Genomic DNA, 18,971 nt, shown 5'->3' with positions numbered 1-18,971 from the left:
TATATAATTCTAACCTTCTTTTTGATCCCTTTCATTTTAATATCTTTTAATAGAGAAGATGGAAATGAAATAGAACCCGATGTGAAGATAGAAGAAAGGATAAACAAGTCTGATAATCCAGCTGACTCATTGGATTAATTCTCCAATTACATTTAATCTTTCGAACACATCTGTTTTCCTCGGTAAAATTAAAACACTATATTTTATTGTTTTAAAGGCACTTTTTTATTGTTATATAGTGTCCAAAAATGCAGAATTAAGCATTATATTGCCAATTTTTGAGTTTTAATTCTTGCTTAATGCTTCATACTTTTTCCATTGATGAAAAAGTATACAAAAAATCTAGGTAAAATGATGCTACTTCCCGCAAATGCCAACGCTGGCCCGCCATTTTACCTTCCAGCCCGCTTTTTCGCTTGAGGCGAAATTAGGGGAGTTAGCTATTAATGAACTGATCAAATAAATTCGATCTTATTATTCCCTTAATTAAATCAGTTTTACCTTGTTTCTAGATATTTTTAAATTATTCGACTGAAATTATTTGTACTTTGAATAATTATGGTGGCGCAGCGAGGAAAACAGGAAAAAGAAGCAGATGTTAAAATAGAGGAAAGTATTTATCAGCAAGATAATTCTGCCGATTCATTGGATTAGTTCACCAATTACATTTAGTCTTTCAAATACCATTTCTGTATGTGGAGCATCTTTTAACTCATCAGTTAAGTCTTGCCCCGACCAATGTTCATAATGCGTCCCATTTCTCCATAGTTTGGAGTTAGTGGCATCATATATAATTCCCTTATAAGCTATCCAGATTTCATCTCGATCCTGTCCGTTTCGCAAAGCGAGCTGTTGAGGGCTATATTTTTTCATTAATAATTATTTTAAATGAACCATATTAGAAACAAAAAGACAGCCTAAGGCTGGTTTCTTTAACCACTAAGATCTCTAAGAATTTCACCAAGAACACAAAAGGACAGCTAAATGCTTATTTTAAGGCCTCGTAGTTTTTTGAATTGAACTTCAAAAGAGATAATAGGATTTTGCTAAAGTAGAAAATTGTGGTGATTTTATTATTTTCTCCTAATGCAAATCTGTGAAAACTATCCCCTCTAGGGGATTATAGGGGTGTCGGCTGGGAAAATGAAATCTTAATATACAATAGTCAAAATGAAATTTTACCCTAAATAAAAAACCACAAAAGAATCAAATTTATCAAAAGTTAATGAGGCTTTATTCTCATTATAATTGTCATCGACTCTTTTGTGGTAAAATATTATTTGTAGTTTAAACTACTCTATTTGTTTTGGCTCATTTCATTATCAGCCGGTGACTGACCTCTTGGAGTAGTATTCCTTCTTTGATATAATTCAAATTTGTTAGGAATACTTCTAGGTGGCCAGTAGTTGTTTTCTTCATCTACATCTGCTGTTTCTCTTTTAGGATCTACCTGAAACTGAACTATTTCTTTTTGAGAAATAATCACTTTAGTAGCAGTATTCTCTCTCTTTCTCCAGATTTCAGCAGGATATTTTAACGTTTCTTGGCTCCCATCCCTATAAGTAACTTGTACTATGATAGGCATTACTAATCCACCTTCGTTTTTATACTGAACTTCATAGAAATTATATCCGCCATCTAATAACTCTTTCTCTTTAGTCGATAGTGAAGCTCTAAATGATTTATAAGCTTTTCTGTCATCGCTATCCACTTCAAATGGATCGTAGCTATTGTAGAAATCTTTCAATTCAGGATGTTTTTCTACTACCGTTTTAACTCCTTCTTTATTGTTCTTATCTGGAGTAACATGGTAGCTTTCTTCCTCATCTCTATCTTTTCTGATTTTATTCTCTACATCTGGGTTTTGAGAATCAAATTTATACCATTCCACATCTTCTATGGCGATATCCACATGGTCAGTGCTATAGAACCAACCTCTCCAGAACCAATCTAAATCAACAGCTGAAGCATCTTCCATTGTCCTGAAAAAGTCAGTAGGAGTAGGGTGTTTGAATGCCCATCTTTCCGAGAAAGTTTTGAATGATTTATCAAAAAGCTCTCTGCCCATTACAGTTTCTCTTAAAATATTTAGAGCAGTAGCAGGTTTTCCGTAAGCATTATTTCCAAATTGAATGATGTTTTCTGAATTCGTCATAATAGGACGGATATTGTTTTTATCTCCTTTCATATAAGAAACAATATTTCCAGCAGGTCCTCTACGACTTGGGTAGTTAGGCTCCCATTCCTGCTCAGTAACGAATTGCACAAAACTGTTCAATCCTTCGTCCATCCAGGTCCATTGACGTTCATCAGAATTAACAATCATCGGGAAGAAGTTGTGTCCAACCTCATGAATGATTACACCAATCATGCCGTATTTTGTTCTGGCTGAATAAGTACCGTCTTCTGCTGGTCTTCCATAGTTGAAACAAATCATTGGATATTCCATTCCATTTGCTGCTTCCACTGAAATAGCTACTGGATAAGGATAAGGAATGGTCATTCTAGAATATACTTCTAAAGTATGTGCTACTACTCTTGTAGAGTATTTATCCCATAATCCCCAGGCTTCTTTTGGGTAATAAGACATAGCCATTACGGTTTTGCCATCGATATCAACACCCATTGCATCCCAGATAAATTTACGGGAAGAACCAAATGCGAAGTCACGAACATCTTCTGCTTTATAAGTCCAGGTTTTAGTACCGGAAGCTTTATTTTTCTCAGCTTTTTCCGCTTCTTTTTTAGTAACAATTAAAACAGGATCATCAGAAGTTTTTGATTTCTCCCATCTTTCTAACTGCTCTTCAGTTAATACTTCATCAGCATTTTGTAATTCACCTGTAGAAGCAATAATATGATCTTCTGGAACGGTTATGTTCACCTCATAATCTCCGAAAGGCAATGCAAACTCACCACTACCGATGAATTGCTTATTCTGCCAACCTTCGAAATCGTTGTAAACAGCCATTCTTGGGAACCATTGTGTAATGGTATAAACAGTGTTTTCATCTCCTTCAAAGTAATCGAATCCACCACGACCGCCCATTCTGGCTCTATCGTTGATATTGTAAAACCAGTCTATCGAGAATGAAATTTGATCACCTGCTTTCAAAGGCTCATCCAAATCAATTCTCATCATAGTATTATTGATGGTGTAATTCATATCATTACCATCAGCATCTACCAGTTTTTGAATTTTATGACCACCATCATAATCAGGGTAGCCCATCATACGATCAATTTGTCCTTCGCTTGCACTACTAGGAACGCTATTTTCATCTACTGCATAAGACATGCTGTTTTTAGCACGCATATTCTGGTCAAGCTGAACCCATAAATAGGTTAAATCATCCGGTGAATTGTTGGTATAAGTAATGGTTTCAGAACCAATAATTTGATTTTTTCCTTCGTCCAGGGTCACATCAATTTTATAATCTGCTCTTTGTTGCCAATACATATGACCCGGTGCACCTGAAGCTGCTCTGTAAACATTCGGTGACCTTAGCATATAATCCAATTGCTCAAATTTGCCTTGGTTTTTATACTCTTGCGCAGTTGCAGCAAAAGCAAAAAGTGCCATAAAGGCGGTAAATATTCTTTTCATATCTAATTTAATTTAATGTACTACTTACCAAAATTTTGTTTCCATCATAATTGTCACGGCTATTCCCGCAATGGCGCTGGAAACAATCAGCACCCAATCTCTTCTTTTCAAACCAAAAAGATCTATAAAGATAAAGGATATAAGCAAGAAGATAAGCACTATAATAATTTGCCCTACTTCAAGTCCTATATTAAAAGCTAATAATTCCATTACAATAGAACTATTTTTGCCCAAAATGGCTTTCAGATAATTACTAAACCCTAATCCGTGAATTAAACCAAAAAGCAAGGCAAAAATATAATTCAATTGCATCTTTCCAGTGCTTTTCAAATCACGTTCTTTCTTGAAAAGATTAGCAAAAGCCGTAATGAATATGGTTACCGGGATTAAAAACTCTATTAACTCAGGTTTAATCACCACATAATTTAAGGTAGACAGCACCAAAGTAATAGAGTGACCGATTGTAAAGGCTGTGATAAGGATTAAAACCTTTTTCCAATCACGCATTAGATAAATAGCCGCCAGCGCCAAAACGAATAAAATGTGATCGTATCCGTTAATGTCCAGTATGTGGTCTAGTCCTTCTAGAAAGTAGGCTTTAAAAGTTGACATATTCTTTTATATAGAATCTAAAAATTAATAATACAAATATTTGTCAATTGGTGCTGAATATCAATCCCGATAGCTATCGGAATAGACTATCTCCAATAATTACCAATAGGCTTAATTAGTAATTTTTCAGTTTTATAGTATTAAAACATAATATTACCATAATTTTGCAAAACAGTCACAAGACTTTCAAAAATGTTATATAGCAATTTTATTATCGGTTTTTTATGGGTGCTTAGCGGAATGCTACATCCCTTTTATGTTTCCATTACAGATTTGGTTTACAAGGAAGACACCAAATCAGTCCAAATTATGCATAAGGTATTTGTGGATGATTTTGAACAAACTTTAAACAAGCATTATAAGGTCAATCTTGATATTCTGGCAATGGAAAACACTTCCGAAATTGATGAGATGCTAAAAGACTATTATTCGAAAAGGTTTGCCGTTAAGATTGATGGAAAGGAACAGGAAATCACCTATATAGGCAGCGAACTGGAAGAAAATGTGCTTTGGGTCTATCAGGAAATCTACAAAGTAAGGAAACCTAAAAATTTCAAAATCACCAATACAGTTTTGTTTGATGAATTTGATACGCAATCCAACCTTGTTCACACAGATTTAGGAGGAAAAATTAAAACCTTAAGATTGACTGAAGGTGATGGAACTCAGGAAGTGGAGTTTGAAGTTTATTAATAATTACGAATTAATAATTACTAATTTAAAAATTGTGAACCTATGTTCCAATTTCCACTTTAGAATTTCATATAATACATTTAAACTTTGCCCTTAATTTTTTCCTGCACTTCTTTTATTTGAATTACTTTTCCTTGCAAGGATAAGTAATTGGTTTTGAATCCTAATCTATTTATATTTTCCTGATTTTCAGTAATTTGCTCATTTCAATTTTAAAAAATAAATCCCAATTAATTTTCCATTTTAATCAACTATAGTAAACCTGATACGTTCGTATATTTAATCTATAGAAATCTAAACCACAGAAAATGAAAAATTATGCGTTGATTATGTTGATGGCATTAATGGTGACTGTTGGCTCTTGCCAGACAAAAACGAAAAAAGAAAATGCCGAGTTGAAACAGCAGTTAAATGATTTGAAAGCTGAGAACGATGAATTAAGCAGAGCAAGTAGTAAAATGGAGGTTTCTATTAATAAGTACAAAAAAACTTTGGATGAAATTGATAAAAACCTTGCGGGAATAGCTGAAAATCAAGTATTAGTTGGTGAATTAAAGGTTGAGTTAAAGGAGAGTAAAAATAAAGATGTAGCAAAAACCATCAATGATCGGATATCCCACATACGCGCTATGATGGAAAATTCGAAAATTAAGATCATGAATCTGGATAAAAGTCTTGTTCAATTAAGAAAACAATCTGGAGTTAAAAGTGATGAAATTCTATCATTAGATAAACGATTAGATGAAACTAGTAAGCGTTTAATTGATAAACAGAATGAGATTACTGAATTACGAAATTCGCTTGAGAAGCAATTGGAAGAGTTAGGTGTAGAGTTAGAAAATCAGGTTTTATTAGCGACTGAGTTGAAAAATAAATTAAATAGAGCTTTTTATCTAGTGGCAGATTCCAAGACCTTAAAGGAAAAAGAAATTGTTAACAAAGAAGGTGGTTTTATTGGCATTGGACAAGTGAAAATGTTAAATGCTGAAGCAGCAGATAGCCTTTTTAATAAAGCGAAGAAAGATCAGTTGAAATTTATTCAACTGGATAGTAAAAAGGCTAAGTTAATTACTAATCACCCAGAAGGCAGTTATGAAATAGTAGAAAATTCTGACAAGATCGAACGCCTTAATATTTTGAGTCCCAATGATTTTTGGAAAGATACAAATTATTTAGTTATTGAAATCGATAGAAAATAACCTCTTAAAAAAATATTTTGAATCAGCTCTTTCGATTAAGCATCAAAAGAGCTGATTTTTTTAATTCTATCTGAGATATTAAGAATTAACCTTAGAGTACATTCAAACTCTGCTCCTTTATCTTCTCAAGCTCTTCTTTCATTTGAATGACCTGCTCCTGCAAATCCGAATCATTGGCTTTGGAGCCTAAAGTATTGATTTCCCTACCGATTTCCTGACTGATAAATCCTAATTTTTTACCGTGAGATTCAGCTTTACTTTTGAGCGTGTCTAGGAAATATTTTAAATGAATGGATAGGCGTTCCACTTCTTCATTTACATCCAGTTTTTCAGAATAATAGATTAATTCCTGCTCCAGCCTTTCCTGATCATAATCCACAGAAAGTGTTAATTCCTTAATATTGGTTTGCAGTCGGGTACGGATTTTCTCCATTCTTTTGGGCTCAATTTCCTTAGCTTTTTCCAGTTTTTCAGAAATGGTATTGGTATAGCCTGCTAAGAGATCACTTACAGTTTTGCCTTCTGCTTCCCTAAACTCATTACATTTTTCTAATGCATTTTTCAGGGTTTCAAGAATTAAATTTTGATCATCTTCATTAATCTTATCATCCTCATATTTAATAATATCAGGTGCTTCCAAAGACATTTTCATAATGTCGTGGAATTTCCTTCCGTTTAACTCTTCCAATTCCGAAAGCTTTTCCAGATAAGCTGAGAAGAGCTCCTGATCTATATTAGGTAGAGCTAATTGTTTATTTTTTTCTGAAATTTTGATGGCGACAGATGCTTTTCCTCTAATTAGCATTTGGGTAATTAAATTCCGAACCTCAATTTCTTTAGCATTTAAAACTTTAGGGAGTTTTAAAGAAAGGTCTAAAAATTTAGAATTAAGGGTTTTGATTTCTACTTCAACAGTAATGTTGTCGTTTTGTGCTTCAGCAATACCAAAGCCAGTCATTGATTTAATCATGAAATTTTAATATCTGTATTTATGAATTTACAAAAATTACTTTTTGTATTGAATTTCAAATTGTAATAATTTTTTAGTGAAATTAATTAAAAATCGTATCCGATACTTAAGCTTAATTTAGGATCCTGAACGATGTAATCCTCTATTGGGTATGCGTAATCAAGCCTAATATAATAACCCAATACTGTGGTTCTTAACCCTAAGCCGAGCGAAGATAGCCAAGGGTTTTTATAATTTCTAATGACTGCTTTAAAATTATCAGTTTCTATATTTTGGCGGTTAATACTATTGTCCTGATCCCATGGGCTTCCTCCCAACCAGGCAGTTCCTATATCATAAAATCCAATCAACTGAAAATTTCTTGCAAAATTAGAAGTCATGGAATTATTACTCAACACCCTGAAAAGCGGAAATCTTAATTCATTGCTTAATAGGATTACATTTTTTCCGCTGAATTCATTTAGTTGAAAGCCTCTCAAACCTGTAACAAATTCATGGAATAGGATATTGGAATTATAAATTGGGCTTTCTGCCGAAGTTAATGCTAAAGGATTTTCCTCTGGGGTTACTTCTGCGCCAGCTGCTGGCTCATTTACTCGTCTGAATACCCAATTATCAACTCCACCTAACATGAAGTAGGGAGAGTTTTGTCCAATAAATCCACCCACATATAATCGACTGGCAAATGTAATCTCTCGAAATACTTTTTGGTAGTTTCTTATGTCTAAGTATAACTTACTAAATGATTCTCCTGCACTGAACCCGCCAGTGTAGTTTTCAAAGGCCACTTTACCTCTCAATCCTTGCCTCATATTGAGACCTAAAGGTTGTGAATTATCATATATATATTCAATTTTCCCACCGAATAGCAAATCATTTTGTAGTGGACTTTTTGCTAAGTTGTTACTCTGCGTTAATACATTGAAACTACTTTCGATATATTGCTGAAAAATTATGTGAGGTTTTACACTAATTCTACTGTTATTCGAAAAAGGGAATGCACCTCCAAAGCTTAAATTATTAAGTGAATAAGTTTGCTCAGTATATCTATCGTCTAGCTTGGTGGCATAAACTTCCCGTTCAAATCTCACGCTATAATCAACAAGACGCTCTAGATACTGATATTCACCAAAAATAGAACCGCTTTTGAAATCTTGTAATGAAACATCAAAGCCACCATAGAATTTATTGTTTTCTCTCAGGTCATTCATTTGATACCTGGAGTACATAGAAAGTCCTATTAAAGGATCTATTTTCCATGAGGCAGTTACATTATTTGTCGTAAAAGTAGGCTCATAATCGAATGGGCCCATTAAACTTGCCGTGTTTCTGAGCTTACTTAAATTTTTTAGGAGGGAACTTTCTTGCTTATCATTTTCAAATTGCTGCTCTTCAAAGTCAAAATTATCGGCATCCAATTTTGTAGTAGATTCTGCACTTTGTTTAAGTTTTTTCTGAAGGCTGGAAAGAGAGGAGTCTTGTTTGAAATTTGGATTATCTTTAATTTCAATTTCATTACTTCTAGCTTTATTTTGGTTCGTAGAAGGTGTTTCTCTAGTAAGTTTTCTGCTAAGCTGAACTTGTTTTCTTAGAGTAGAGGCTAAAAATTTAGCTTCATTACCAGTGAAATCATCTTTAAAATAAAATTTTTGACTTCCATTTTGATCCAACACTACAGAAAAGTAATTTAATTCCGGGCGAATGTCAAAATTTCGAATTCCGGTACCGTAAGCCGAAATTTGTTTCGATATCTCTTTTTGAATATCAAAACGGTAAAGATTATTAATACCGGATTTGTCACTAACATAAAATATAGTGGTACTATCTGGAATTACAACTTTTGTGTTTTTACCAAAATCATTAGTCAGTTGATTTAGCTGATTGGGTTTATCAATGTCAAGTTCAAAAAGGTTGAAATTTTTGTCAAGATCTTCATATTTGAAATCAATTGAAATGCTATCTGTTTTTCTATTGGATGAAAATACAATCCTTTTTGTTCCGGGTATAAAAGCCGGATGCAAATCATCAAAAATATCATTTGTTAATCTTCTTACGTTTGGCCTTCCTGTGCTTATTAAATATAAATCTGATTGAGCATTATCATTAGCACTTATTACAGCAGTTTTACCATTGGGATAAATATCTATCTGATTTATTTGATCAAATCTTCTTAAATCCCTCTTTTGAGTTTTATTGGTGTAAGGATTATACAAATACAGGAAATTAACCCCTCTTTCATAGCTTACTATGCCCAGTGTAGTACTATCTCCCCAATCCATAGCAGGAGCAAAGGTGTCTTCAAATTCTTCTAATCTTCTTTGACCACCTCTAAATATGATTTTTTCATTTCCAGTACTGATTTCTCTCAGTTTTACTTTAAATCTCCCTCTATTATTAATTGAGTAGGCCAGGTAATCACCATTTGGACTTATTGTAGAGGTATAATCTAATCCATTGTGCCATGGTTTTGAAATTTGATTCTTTTTGGAAGGCTTCTCAGTTTCCAGATCAGTATAATTATTGACATAAAAATATCTATAATCATTTAAAAAGGCTTTGAATGGAATGCCTAATGTGTTGGTGATGCTTTTTTCTTCATTTCTGATAATCCTTGTTAAATTCAAGGTATTGGATATGTTAATTCTACCATACTTTTCTGAAATATAATTCCAAATAGATTGCCCAGCCAGTTCTGCTTCTTTACCTTCTAATTTATCTATGTTACTAGCACTATTGTCCATAAGGAAATTCCTTATAAAATCATCCATTTTTGCATTCCATCCATAAGCTATATAGGCTGCAACACCACTGATAAACCAATCTGGAACGGTAAATAAGGAATTTGATTGAAATACTTCAGACACTAAGCCACCACCAAAGAGCATGTCTTTTACATAAAGCTTTGATACTTTATAGATTATCTCTTCTCTAAATTCAGGATAAGAGCCTGAGAAGGCTACTTCAATATGTGTTTTAAGAAAATTTGTCTGTCCGCTAATATCGAACTGAGCTTCATTTAAGCCAACGTTACTTTGATTGTAATCTATATTACTGTTGAAAATAAAGATTTTAGTTTTACTGTAGGGAGCATAACCCATAATATCCGTTATACGCAAAAAGTCCTCTTCTATATTTTCGGCTACTTGTTTCGCCAATTTTTGTCCACCGTAGTAATAGTAAACATCAAAATGAGATGTGCTGTAATATTTCCATTCAAAATATCGATATTGAATTCTACTTTTACCAAAGGACTCATCACTATTTTGGGCAAATAGAGATGATGGCTTAATAAGAAATATTAAACCAAAAATAATTATTACGCTTTTTAAAAAATTCCAATTCATACTAACTTGAATATAATGGATAATAACGGTTTATGTTCACTTCATCGTTCAATTTTTTCAAATTAATTATTGATTCTACAAACTGATGAGCAAAATATGGAGCTAATGACACTCCTTTTGTACCTAAGCCATTGAAAATAAATACGTTCTTCAATTCAGGATGGTTTCCAATTAAAGGTCGTCTGTCTTTGGAAGCTGGCCTTATGCCTGCTACTTGGTCAATAATTTCATACTTAATGTTAAGTAAGTCGTCTAATTTATCTGTCAACTGTTTTTTTGCTTTTTCTGTTGGTATGTAATCCAAGTTCTTCCATTCATAGGTAGCACCAACCCTATAATAATCATGTTGAGGATTTTTCACTATAAATACACCTCTGTTGAATATGACATCATCAGGAAGTGGGTTCTCTGTTTTTATATGAAGGATTTCTCCTTTCACCGGAGCAGTAGGCAACCAATCAAAGAATGGATTGTGACTTAAAGGCCCGTCACAGAAAATGATTTTTTCACTTTCTATGTCGTTGTATTGTATTTGATTTTCTTTTACTTCTAATTTCTCATATTCAAATCTCTCATTAATGAATTGCTTGTCTTCAATAAGTTTTGCTTTATGATGGTCAAGCATTTCTTTCACATCCAAAAAACCGCTTTTTTCTAATAATATGCCACCGAAATCATCAGTAATAAAGTCAGAAAATTGGGGGCTTGTAAAGGTGCTTTTGATGAAAAAATTGTTCTTGTGTTCTTTTGCCATCCAATCGTTTTGATCTTCTAATGAGAGGAAAGGTCTGTAGATTGATTTTTTATGAAGAAAATTAGCATTAAGTGATTGTTCTAGGTCGCTATAAAACTCTTCCAAGTAAGGGAAAAGTTGTTCCGCAATCCAAGTCTGCTTCATTTTCCTGCCGGTTACGGGATTATATAATCCTGCTGCTACCTTGGAACTTGAATTTGCGTTTTCATCCGAAAAAACTACAAATGATGCATTATATTTTCTAAGGTGTTCAATCACAGCCACCGAAGCTAAACCATGACCTACTATTATAAAATCAACTTTCATGAATGATATGAATTCTTAATTCTCAATCTGTAAATTTAATATTCAATAATGTTTAAATCGATAATCATGATTATTTTCAGTCTCATTAGTTTGAAAAGCCTTATTTAATAATCCTTATTTTAGGCAAACAGTTTTAATTTCAGCAAATTTGCATCAAACTTTAACGATATGATAAACATAAAGCAATTTGTTTTTAATCCATTTATGGAAAATACCTATGTGGTTTATGATGAAAACAAAAATGCAGCAATTATTGATCCAGGATGTTATGAAGGCTATGAGCAGGATGAGTTAGTGAATTTTATTAAATCTGAAGGATTAAAAGTTCAGCAATTAATTAATACCCATTGCCATATTGACCATGTTTTAGGTAATGCTTTTGTAAAGGATAAGTTTGGTGTTGAATTGTATATGCATGAAAAAGACTTAGCAGTTCTAGAAGCTGTTCCAAGCTATTCTGCCACTTATGGTTTTGCTAATTATCAGCCTAGTCAGCCGGAACATTTTTTAAAAGAAGGAGATATACATAAAATTGGTGATATTGAATTCGAAGTCTTGTTCTTGCCTGGTCATGCACCAGGTCATATTGGCTTTATGAATGAAGCGGAAAGGGTTTTCATAGGAGGGGATGTTTTATTTGATGGCAGTATTGGAAGAACTGATCTTCCCGGTGGCGATCATGATACCTTGATAAACAGTATTCAAAATAAGCTTTTTAAATATCATGATGATGTAAAAGTATATTGCGGGCATGGACCTGAAACAACTTTGGGCAAAGAAAAAGCTACAAATCCATTTTGTGCTATTAAATAAGTAAGAATGATTAAAAAAAATATTCCAAATATCATTACAGCAGCAAACCTTTTCACTGGTGCGGTTGGTGTCTATTTTGCCAGTCAATTTGATTTTGAATCAGTGGCTATATGCATTGTTTTGGCTGCGTTTTTCGATTTTTTAGATGGTATGCTGGCTCGACTGCTCAAAGTACATTCTGAAATCGGTAAGCAATTAGATTCTTTGGCCGATATGGTGACTTTTGGTTTTTTACCTTCTTATATTCTTTTTCAGCTATTGCAAATGAATGATGCAGGTATTTTAAGTTTTGCAGCTTTTTTAATTGCAGTATTTTCAGCTTTTAGGCTTGCTAAGTTTAATATTGACACTCGGCAATCAGAAGAATTTATTGGTTTGCCAACTCCTGCCAATGCTCTATTTATTGGGTTTCTTTTTTTTCTGGGGGATATGGAAATGATAAGCTTTTTATTTACGACACCCGCTTTACTCATTATAGCTGTAGTATTTTCTTTATTATTAGTTGCTGAACTTCCAATGATAGCCCTGAAGTTTAAAAATTTCAACTTCAAAGAGAATATTTTCAGATATTTAACTATCATAATGGCAATAATTTTAATTAGTATATTTCAATTTTCAGCCATACCTGTCGTTATCCTGCTTTATATTTTATTATCAATGATTAAGTTTACTTTGTTCTCAAGAAATTAATTCGAATAAAAAGCTGTTAGATCATTGATTCACAATAATTAATGAAATATTTCCTTAGTATTATATTGACCATTTATACTTGTCATTACCTCAGTAGCCAATCTATATTACAAAAAGATGGTCTTATAAAGGTAGCTACTCTTCATGAGGGAGTGCATAAAATTGATTTATCTTTGATCGAATCAATCGGTTTAAATGCTCAAGAAATTAACCCTAACAGAATTCAAGTTTATGGAATGCCTGGCGGGCATATCCCTCAATCCAATGCCATTGACTATCCATATGACCCACAGCCACTCCCAATAAAAATCGATGCCAATCAAAATAGTAGTTTTGAATCTGGAGAAGTTATTTATTTTTATTCTGATGCAGTTCAAAATATTAATTATGATTTTGAGGAGGAAGCTTATCGGTACAGCAATAATCTCTACAGTGATTCTTTATATTTTTTTATAGACTTTAATGCAGATGAAATAAATCAAATTGAAACTATAGCTTCTAACGAAACTCAAGTAGATCAAACGATCGATTGGTTTGATGCTGTTTATTTCCATGAAATTGATCAAACTAACATCTTGCGTTCGGGTCGGGATTGGTTTGGTGAATCATTCAGTATAAACAAATCCCAAGGCTTTTCATTTCAGCTTTCCCATGAGTTGGCCGAGGCAAAGGAAGTATCGCTCACTACCCATTACATGGCGCAAACTTTCAATCCAGCTAATTTGAATATAAGACTTAATGATTTTGATTTGGCTTCAGAGGAGATGGCAACGGTTTCAGATTTCTCCATCTTTCCATACAGGCAGAAAGGGGAAATTGTAAAAAATTACTCTACACTTACTACATCACTTTTATCAGGGCAAGAAATCAATATTCAGCTAACTCATGAGGCCTTAGGTGCCGGGCGTTCTGATGGATATTTGGATTATCTTTTTCTTACAGTTCCTGAAATGCTGAATTTATCTGATAAACAAATAGTAATAAGAAATCGAGAGTTTCAAAAAACAGGAAATTACCAATTGAAATTTGATGGACTCACTTCTTCTCATTCAGTATGGGATGTCAGTGATTTGTTCTCATATAAAGAGATAAGTATTCAAGATCAACGCTATAATTTTACCCAATCAGAGGATTTTGGAGAAAGAAAATTTGTAGTTTTTGAGGAGTCTACTGCTCATGAGGTGTTTTTTATTAAGGAGGTTCAAACGCAGAATGTAAAAACAAGCAGTAGTCCTGATTATCTTATAATAGCATACGATGGTTTTGATCAGGTAGCTAATCAATTAGCTAATTTCAGAAGAAATCATAATGGATATCAAGTAGAGGTAGCGAGGATCAGTGAGATTTTCAATGAATTTGGTTCTGGTAGAAGAGATGTATCAGCAATTCGAAACTATATCAAATATTATTATGAAAAGAATCCCGATAAATTGAAATATGTGCTAATGTTGGGTGCTTCATCCTATGATTATAAAGACAGAGTAGCTAATAACACTAATTTGTTACCTGTTTATCAATCCAGAAATTCTCTCCATCCAGTTTTTACTTATGCATCTGATGATTTTTTTGGTTTTATGGATGAAAATGAAGGGATTTGGGAAGAAAAATTTGACAATGTTGATGATGTGGATATTGGGATAGGGAGAATTCCTGCAAAAACAGAAAGAGAGGCTAAGGATGCCATCAATAAAATTATTCATTATGAAAGTAGCCCTCAGGTTTTTGATAGATGGAGAAATGACATATACTTTATAGCAGATGATGAAGATGGTAATATTTTCCATAGAGATTCAGAAATTTTAAGCGATTACGTAATTGATAATTTCGGTTTTTATAATATTAATAAGCTGTATTTAGGTGCTTTTGAACAAGAAGTATTTGCCAGTACGCAGCGATCTCCTAAAATGAGGGAAGCCATCAATGAGATGGTTGATAAAGGAGCCTTGATAGTCAACTATATTGGTCATGGATCGGAAAATAGCTGGACTAATGAATCGATATTGACCAAAAGTATGGTGAATGACTGGAATAATTTGGATCAGTTGCCGCTATTTGTTACGGCTACTTGCGAATACGGAAGATTTGATAATCCTAATATAGTTTCTGGCGCTCAAGAGATGTTGCTTAAAGCAGATGGAGGAGCAATTGCCTTATTGACAACTTCACGTCCTGTTGAATCAAGCTCAAATGCCACACTCAATCGTTCATTTTTCGAGAATGTTTTTAAATCTGAGGGAGGAAATCCTCAGAAACTGGGAGACATCATAAAGAATACTAAGAATTCTGGAATTGTAGGGGTGAAAAACAGAAACTTCATTCTTCTTGGAGATCCTGCAGTGACTTTAGCAGAACCGAAAAATAATTTAAGAATTGAAGAGGTGGTCAATGAAAATGGGGAAACAGATACTCTAAATAGTATGTCCATGATTACAGTTAGTGGTATAGTTGAAAATCCCTCTGGACAAAAGTTAAATAATTTTGTGGGGGAATTAACCGCAGAGTTTTATGATAAACCTATAGAAGATAAAACTATTGACCCTTCTGAAGATGAATTTAATTTCCTGACTTATAACCAAATATTATATAGAGGAAAATCAACTGTAAATAATGGAGATTTCTCTTTTACTTTTTATGTCCCTAAAGAAATCGATTATAAAATTGATAAAGGTAAGTTTAGCTTATATGCAAAGCAGAAAGAAAATTTGGTGGATGCAAGTGGATTTGACGATAGTTTTTCAATCGGTGGTAGCAGCTTAATGACAAATCAAGACAATATTGGTCCGGATATTACAATTTTCTTAAATGATCGAGAGTTTAAAGAAGGAGATAAAACGGGTAGCAATGTTGAGTTAATTGTTGATCTATTTGATGAGCATGGTATAAGTATATCAAATAGCAGTGTTAATCCTGGGATTACGTATTCATTGGACGGTAATGAGGCTACCAAGTTAAATGATTTTTTCTACTATAATCTTGATTCTTATCAGGAAGGAACAATCAATTATAACATATCTGATTTATCTGAAGGTAAGCATTATTTGACAGTGACTGCTCTTGATGTTTTTAACAATAAGTCAAAATCAACAATTGAATTTGAAGTGGTTGGAAATGACCAATTTTCAATTTTAGATTTTACTATGTTCCCTAATCCGGCAAGTAGTGAGGTTAATTTTAGATTAAGACAAAACAGAAAAAATGAAAAGGTGGAATTTAATTATCAAATCCTCAACCATCAAGGTCAGTTAATTTATACACATAGCTACCAAACAAAAGAGGACTTCCGACAAGACGTATGGAATTTGAGGGATAAAAATGGAATAAAACTTTCACCTGGAATATATTTTGTCAGGGTTTTTCTACGTTCTGTAGAAGATAATGCAAAAACTGACCAATTTAAAAAGCTAATTGTAATCTATTAAGTATATTTGAAGTAAACCAAGATAAAATGCGAGCAGCAAAATTAATATTTATTTCCGCTTTAACATTCATATCAAGCGCAGCTATAGGGCAAATAACGGGTCCTCCTACTACGGTTTCAGGGCAAGATTATGACAGAAATGTGATTACAACTGCTATGCCTTTTCTTTTAATTTCACCAGATTCTCGCTCGGCTGGAATGGGCGATGTTGGAGTGGCATTATCTGCCGATGCCAATGCGATGCAATGGAATGCAGCGCGATTAGCATTCGTAGAAAATGAAATAGGAGCATCTATATCTTATTCTCCTTGGCTTATGAGTATAGGAGTAACAGATATGTCAATATCTTATTTAAGTGGATATTATAAAATCAGTAAGGAACAAGTTGTTGGGATTTCAATGAAGTATTTTGATTTAGGAAATATTTTCTTCACTGATAATGGGATTGCTGGAACTGATTTCTCACCTAAAGATTTTTCAATTTCTGCTGCTTATGCTAGAAAACTAAGTGATAATCTAAGTGCTTCACTGACTGGTAAATTTGCAAGGTCAAATTTATTTGGAAATTATACCAATAATAACCAGTCCAACCCAAGCCCTGCAACTGCATTAGGGGTAGATTTAGGAATATTTTATACAAAAGAACTTCTTTTTAATGGTAAGGACTCTGAATTTTCTTCAGGTATGCAAATTGCAAATATTTCAAATAAAGTATCTTATAGTGGAGATGACAATGAGCAATTTTTACCTATTAATTTAAAAATTGGTTCTGCTTTTACTACTTCCTTAGACCCATATAACAAATTAACCGTTTCATTGGATTTTAATAAGCTGATGGTGCCTACTCCTAATGAAGGAGATACAATTCCGGCCACATTATTGGAAGGTATGTTTGGCTCATTTAATGATGCCCCAGGTGGATTTTCAGAAGAGCTAAGAGAAATCACTATATCTTCAGGTGTGGAATATTGGTATAATAATGTTTTTGCAGTGCGTACTGGATATTTTTATGAGCATTTATCGAAAGGTGGTCGTCAATATTTTACTGCAGGCCTAGGGTTCCGTTATCAAGTGCTTGGCTTAGATTTTTCGTACTTAATCCCAACTAAACGAAACAATCCCTTGGCAGAAACGCTTAGATTTACTGCAGTCTTTAAGTTTGAAAGCTTAGGAATGGCAAAAGCTTCAATAGTGGAGTAAATCTTCACTTAACTTTCTAATCATTTTAAAATATATTCTCTAATATGCTCAATAGACAAGTAGCACCCGGCTCCTTTATGTTAAAAGATTTGTCCTTGACAAAACCCGAAGTAAAGGAGTTGTCCAATGGGTTGTCTGTTCATATCCTTCATGATGATACCAATCCTGTTTTGAAATTAGATATTCTTTTCCCCGCAGGAAAGGTCAATGATGAAAAGCCGGGAGAATCCTTAATTTGTGCTAAAGCGATGGTGGAAGGCACAAAAAGCTATCCCGGAAGCGAACTGCAAGAGCTTTTAGACCACTACGGTGCCCATATTGATGTGACGGTTGATTATGATTACACCACAGTAAGTTTATTGTGCCTGAAAGAGCATGTCAACTTATTATTACCAGTTTTAAAAAGTGCGATTACAGAGCCTTTATTCGAGCCTGAGGATTTTGAGAAAATCAAGCTTCAACAGTTGCAGAAAATAAGGGTGAACAATCAGAAGAATGCTTTGATCGCAACCAAAAGTTTAAGAAAAAAGCTTTTAAATGGAACGCCATATTCATCTACTTTAGAAGAAGAGTATTTGAATGATATAAAGAAAGAAGATGTAGAGAATTATTTTGATAAATATTTTTCTATCCAGCCTGATATAATAGCAGCTGGAGATTTTGACCAAGATATCTTAAGCTTTTTCGAGGAGCATTTTGGAATGCTAGAATATTCAAGCTTTGAAGGTGATTATAAAAGTGAATTATCTCCAATAATAGAAGATGATTTAATTAAAAGGGAAGGTTCAGTTCAGGCATCCATAAGAATGGGGGCGATCTCGATTCCCAGGACCCATGCTGATTATTTTGATTTGTCCATTGCAAATGAAATCTTAGGAGGGTATTTTGGTTCGCGATTAATGAAAAACATTAGAGAGGATAAAGGTTATACCTATGGGATTTACTCCGTTCTAATTAATTATAAGCATTTAGATTTTCATATCATTGGGGCAGATGTCAAAATTGATCATATTGAAGATACCGTAGCCGAAGTTTACAAAGAAATCGAGGAGCTAAAAACAACCTTGGTTCCTGAAGAGGAAATAGAAACCATTAAAAACTATATGTTAGGTAAAATTGCAAGTAGTTTAGATACGGTTTTCCACCAGTCCGAAAATTATAAATCCAAGCTTTCAGAAGGAGCAGATTATTTAGATTATTTCGATGCCTATGTTAATAGTATCCGCAATATTTCAGCTAAGCGTATTTTAGAGATCAGTAAAAAATATTTTTCCGAGAAGTATTGTGTGGTGAAAGTAGCCTAATCAACTTTTATTCTTTCCTAAAAATATTTAGGAGTAAATTGAATTAAGTAATTGATTTTCA

13 protein-coding genes are annotated in these 18,971 nt (G+C 33.4%); 7 read left to right on the top strand and 6 right to left on the bottom strand.

Going from position 1 to position 18,971, the window contains the following annotated elements; all coding sequences use genetic code 11:
- Window positions 1-642: 642 nt before the first annotated feature.
- The 3 genes from Q0L29_RS07950 to Q0L29_RS07940 all read right to left on the bottom strand — a co-directional run bounded on the left by Q0L29_RS07950 (window position 643) and on the right by Q0L29_RS07940 (window position 4,219).
- Window positions 643-873 (bottom strand): cytochrome b5 domain-containing protein, encoded by a 231-nt coding sequence (locus Q0L29_RS07950; RefSeq protein ID WP_296620617.1) that lies wholly within the window; start codon window positions 871-873, stop codon window positions 643-645.
- A 424-nt stretch (window positions 874-1,297) separates the two neighbouring features.
- Complete coding sequence (locus tag Q0L29_RS07945; protein ID WP_296620615.1) at window positions 1,298-3,607, bottom strand: M1 family metallopeptidase; 2,310 nt, start codon at window positions 3,605-3,607, stop codon at window positions 1,298-1,300.
- A gap of 24 nt (window positions 3,608-3,631) precedes the next feature.
- Complete coding sequence (locus Q0L29_RS07940; RefSeq protein WP_296620613.1) at window positions 3,632-4,219, bottom strand: HupE/UreJ family protein; 588 nt, start codon at window positions 4,217-4,219, stop codon at window positions 3,632-3,634.
- A gap of 192 nt (window positions 4,220-4,411) precedes the next feature.
- Between Q0L29_RS07940 and Q0L29_RS07935 the strand changes: the two genes are divergently transcribed.
- Entirely contained in the window at window positions 4,412-4,912 is a 501-nt protein-coding gene (locus Q0L29_RS07935) for a DUF6702 family protein (RefSeq protein WP_296620611.1), read from the top strand.
- Window positions 4,913-5,244: 332 nt separating this feature from the next.
- A complete protein-coding gene (locus Q0L29_RS07930; protein ID WP_296620609.1) occupies window positions 5,245-6,111 on the top strand; it encodes a hypothetical protein in 867 nt (288 codons plus the stop codon).
- Between the two features lie 91 nt (window positions 6,112-6,202).
- Here Q0L29_RS07930 and Q0L29_RS07925 read toward each other — a convergent pair whose 3' ends face one another.
- The 3 genes from Q0L29_RS07925 to Q0L29_RS07915 form a co-directional block, all read right to left on the bottom strand.
- On the bottom strand, window positions 6,203-7,081 hold the full coding sequence (locus Q0L29_RS07925) for a YicC/YloC family endoribonuclease (RefSeq protein WP_296620608.1): 879 nt from the start codon (window positions 7,079-7,081) through the stop codon (window positions 6,203-6,205).
- An 86-nt stretch (window positions 7,082-7,167) separates the two neighbouring features.
- On the bottom strand, window positions 7,168-10,425 hold the full coding sequence (locus Q0L29_RS07920; protein ID WP_296620606.1) for a hypothetical protein: 3,258 nt from the start codon (window positions 10,423-10,425) through the stop codon (window positions 7,168-7,170).
- A gap of 1 nt (window position 10,426) precedes the next feature.
- Window positions 10,427-11,485 carry an FAD-binding oxidoreductase gene (locus tag Q0L29_RS07915; protein WP_296620605.1) on the bottom strand — a complete coding sequence of 353 codons (1,059 nt, stop codon included), beginning with the start codon at window positions 11,483-11,485 and terminating at the stop codon, window positions 10,427-10,429.
- A gap of 168 nt (window positions 11,486-11,653) precedes the next feature.
- On the opposite strand from Q0L29_RS07915, the gene Q0L29_RS07910 reads away from it, so the two are divergent.
- The 5 genes from Q0L29_RS07910 to Q0L29_RS07890 are packed head-to-tail and all read left to right on the top strand — an operon-like array spanning window position 11,654 to window position 18,910.
- Window positions 11,654-12,298 carry an MBL fold metallo-hydrolase gene (locus Q0L29_RS07910; protein ID WP_296620603.1) on the top strand — a complete coding sequence of 215 codons (645 nt, stop codon included), beginning with the start codon at window positions 11,654-11,656 and terminating at the stop codon, window positions 12,296-12,298.
- A gap of 6 nt (window positions 12,299-12,304) precedes the next feature.
- A complete protein-coding gene (gene pssA, locus Q0L29_RS07905; RefSeq protein ID WP_296620602.1) occupies window positions 12,305-12,988 on the top strand; it encodes a CDP-diacylglycerol--serine O-phosphatidyltransferase in 684 nt (227 codons plus the stop codon).
- 41 nt (window positions 12,989-13,029) lie between these two features.
- Entirely contained in the window at window positions 13,030-16,407 is a 3,378-nt protein-coding gene (gene porU, locus Q0L29_RS07900) for a type IX secretion system sortase PorU (protein ID WP_296620597.1), read from the top strand.
- 26 nt (window positions 16,408-16,433) lie between these two features.
- Window positions 16,434-17,606: a type IX secretion system outer membrane channel protein PorV gene (gene porV / locus Q0L29_RS07895; RefSeq protein WP_296620596.1), complete on the top strand. Its 1,173-nt coding sequence runs from the start codon at window positions 16,434-16,436 to the stop codon at window positions 17,604-17,606.
- Between the two features lie 44 nt (window positions 17,607-17,650).
- Window positions 17,651-18,910 carry a pitrilysin family protein gene (locus tag Q0L29_RS07890; protein ID WP_296620594.1) on the top strand — a complete coding sequence of 420 codons (1,260 nt, stop codon included), beginning with the start codon at window positions 17,651-17,653 and terminating at the stop codon, window positions 18,908-18,910.
- Window positions 18,911-18,971 lie beyond the last annotated feature (61 nt).

The organism is Marivirga sp. (genome assembly GCF_024636815.1).
GTDB lineage: Bacteria > Bacteroidota > Bacteroidia > Cytophagales > Cyclobacteriaceae > Marivirga.
This window is presented reverse-complemented; position numbering and strand designations above follow the sequence as displayed.

Bases quoted from the DNA above. Each gene is read 5' to 3' on its own strand.
- Q0L29_RS07920 (WP_296620606.1), bottom strand. From the start codon at position 10,425: ATGAATTGGAATTTTTTAAAAAGCGTAATAATTATTTTTGGTTTAATA.
- Q0L29_RS07910 (WP_296620603.1), top strand. From the start codon at position 11,654: ATGATAAACATAAAGCAATTTGTTTTTAATCCATTTATGGAAAATACC.
- porU (WP_296620597.1), top strand. From the start codon at position 13,030: ATGAAATATTTCCTTAGTATTATATTGACCATTTATACTTGTCATTAC.
- Q0L29_RS07890 (WP_296620594.1), top strand. From the start codon at position 17,651: ATGCTCAATAGACAAGTAGCACCCGGCTCCTTTATGTTAAAAGATTTG.
- Q0L29_RS07935 (WP_296620611.1), top strand. From the start codon at position 4,412: ATGTTATATAGCAATTTTATTATCGGTTTTTTATGGGTGCTTAGCGGA.
- Q0L29_RS07915 (WP_296620605.1), bottom strand. From the start codon at position 11,485: ATGAAAGTTGATTTTATAATAGTAGGTCATGGTTTAGCTTCGGTGGCT.
- Q0L29_RS07950 (WP_296620617.1), bottom strand. From the start codon at position 873: ATGAAAAAATATAGCCCTCAACAGCTCGCTTTGCGAAACGGACAGGAT.
- Q0L29_RS07945 (WP_296620615.1), bottom strand. From the start codon at position 3,607: ATGAAAAGAATATTTACCGCCTTTATGGCACTTTTTGCTTTTGCTGCA.
- Q0L29_RS07925 (WP_296620608.1), bottom strand. From the start codon at position 7,081: ATGATTAAATCAATGACTGGCTTTGGTATTGCTGAAGCACAAAACGAC.
- porV (WP_296620596.1), top strand. From the start codon at position 16,434: ATGCGAGCAGCAAAATTAATATTTATTTCCGCTTTAACATTCATATCA.
- pssA (WP_296620602.1), top strand. From the start codon at position 12,305: ATGATTAAAAAAAATATTCCAAATATCATTACAGCAGCAAACCTTTTC.
- Q0L29_RS07940 (WP_296620613.1), bottom strand. From the start codon at position 4,219: ATGTCAACTTTTAAAGCCTACTTTCTAGAAGGACTAGACCACATACTG.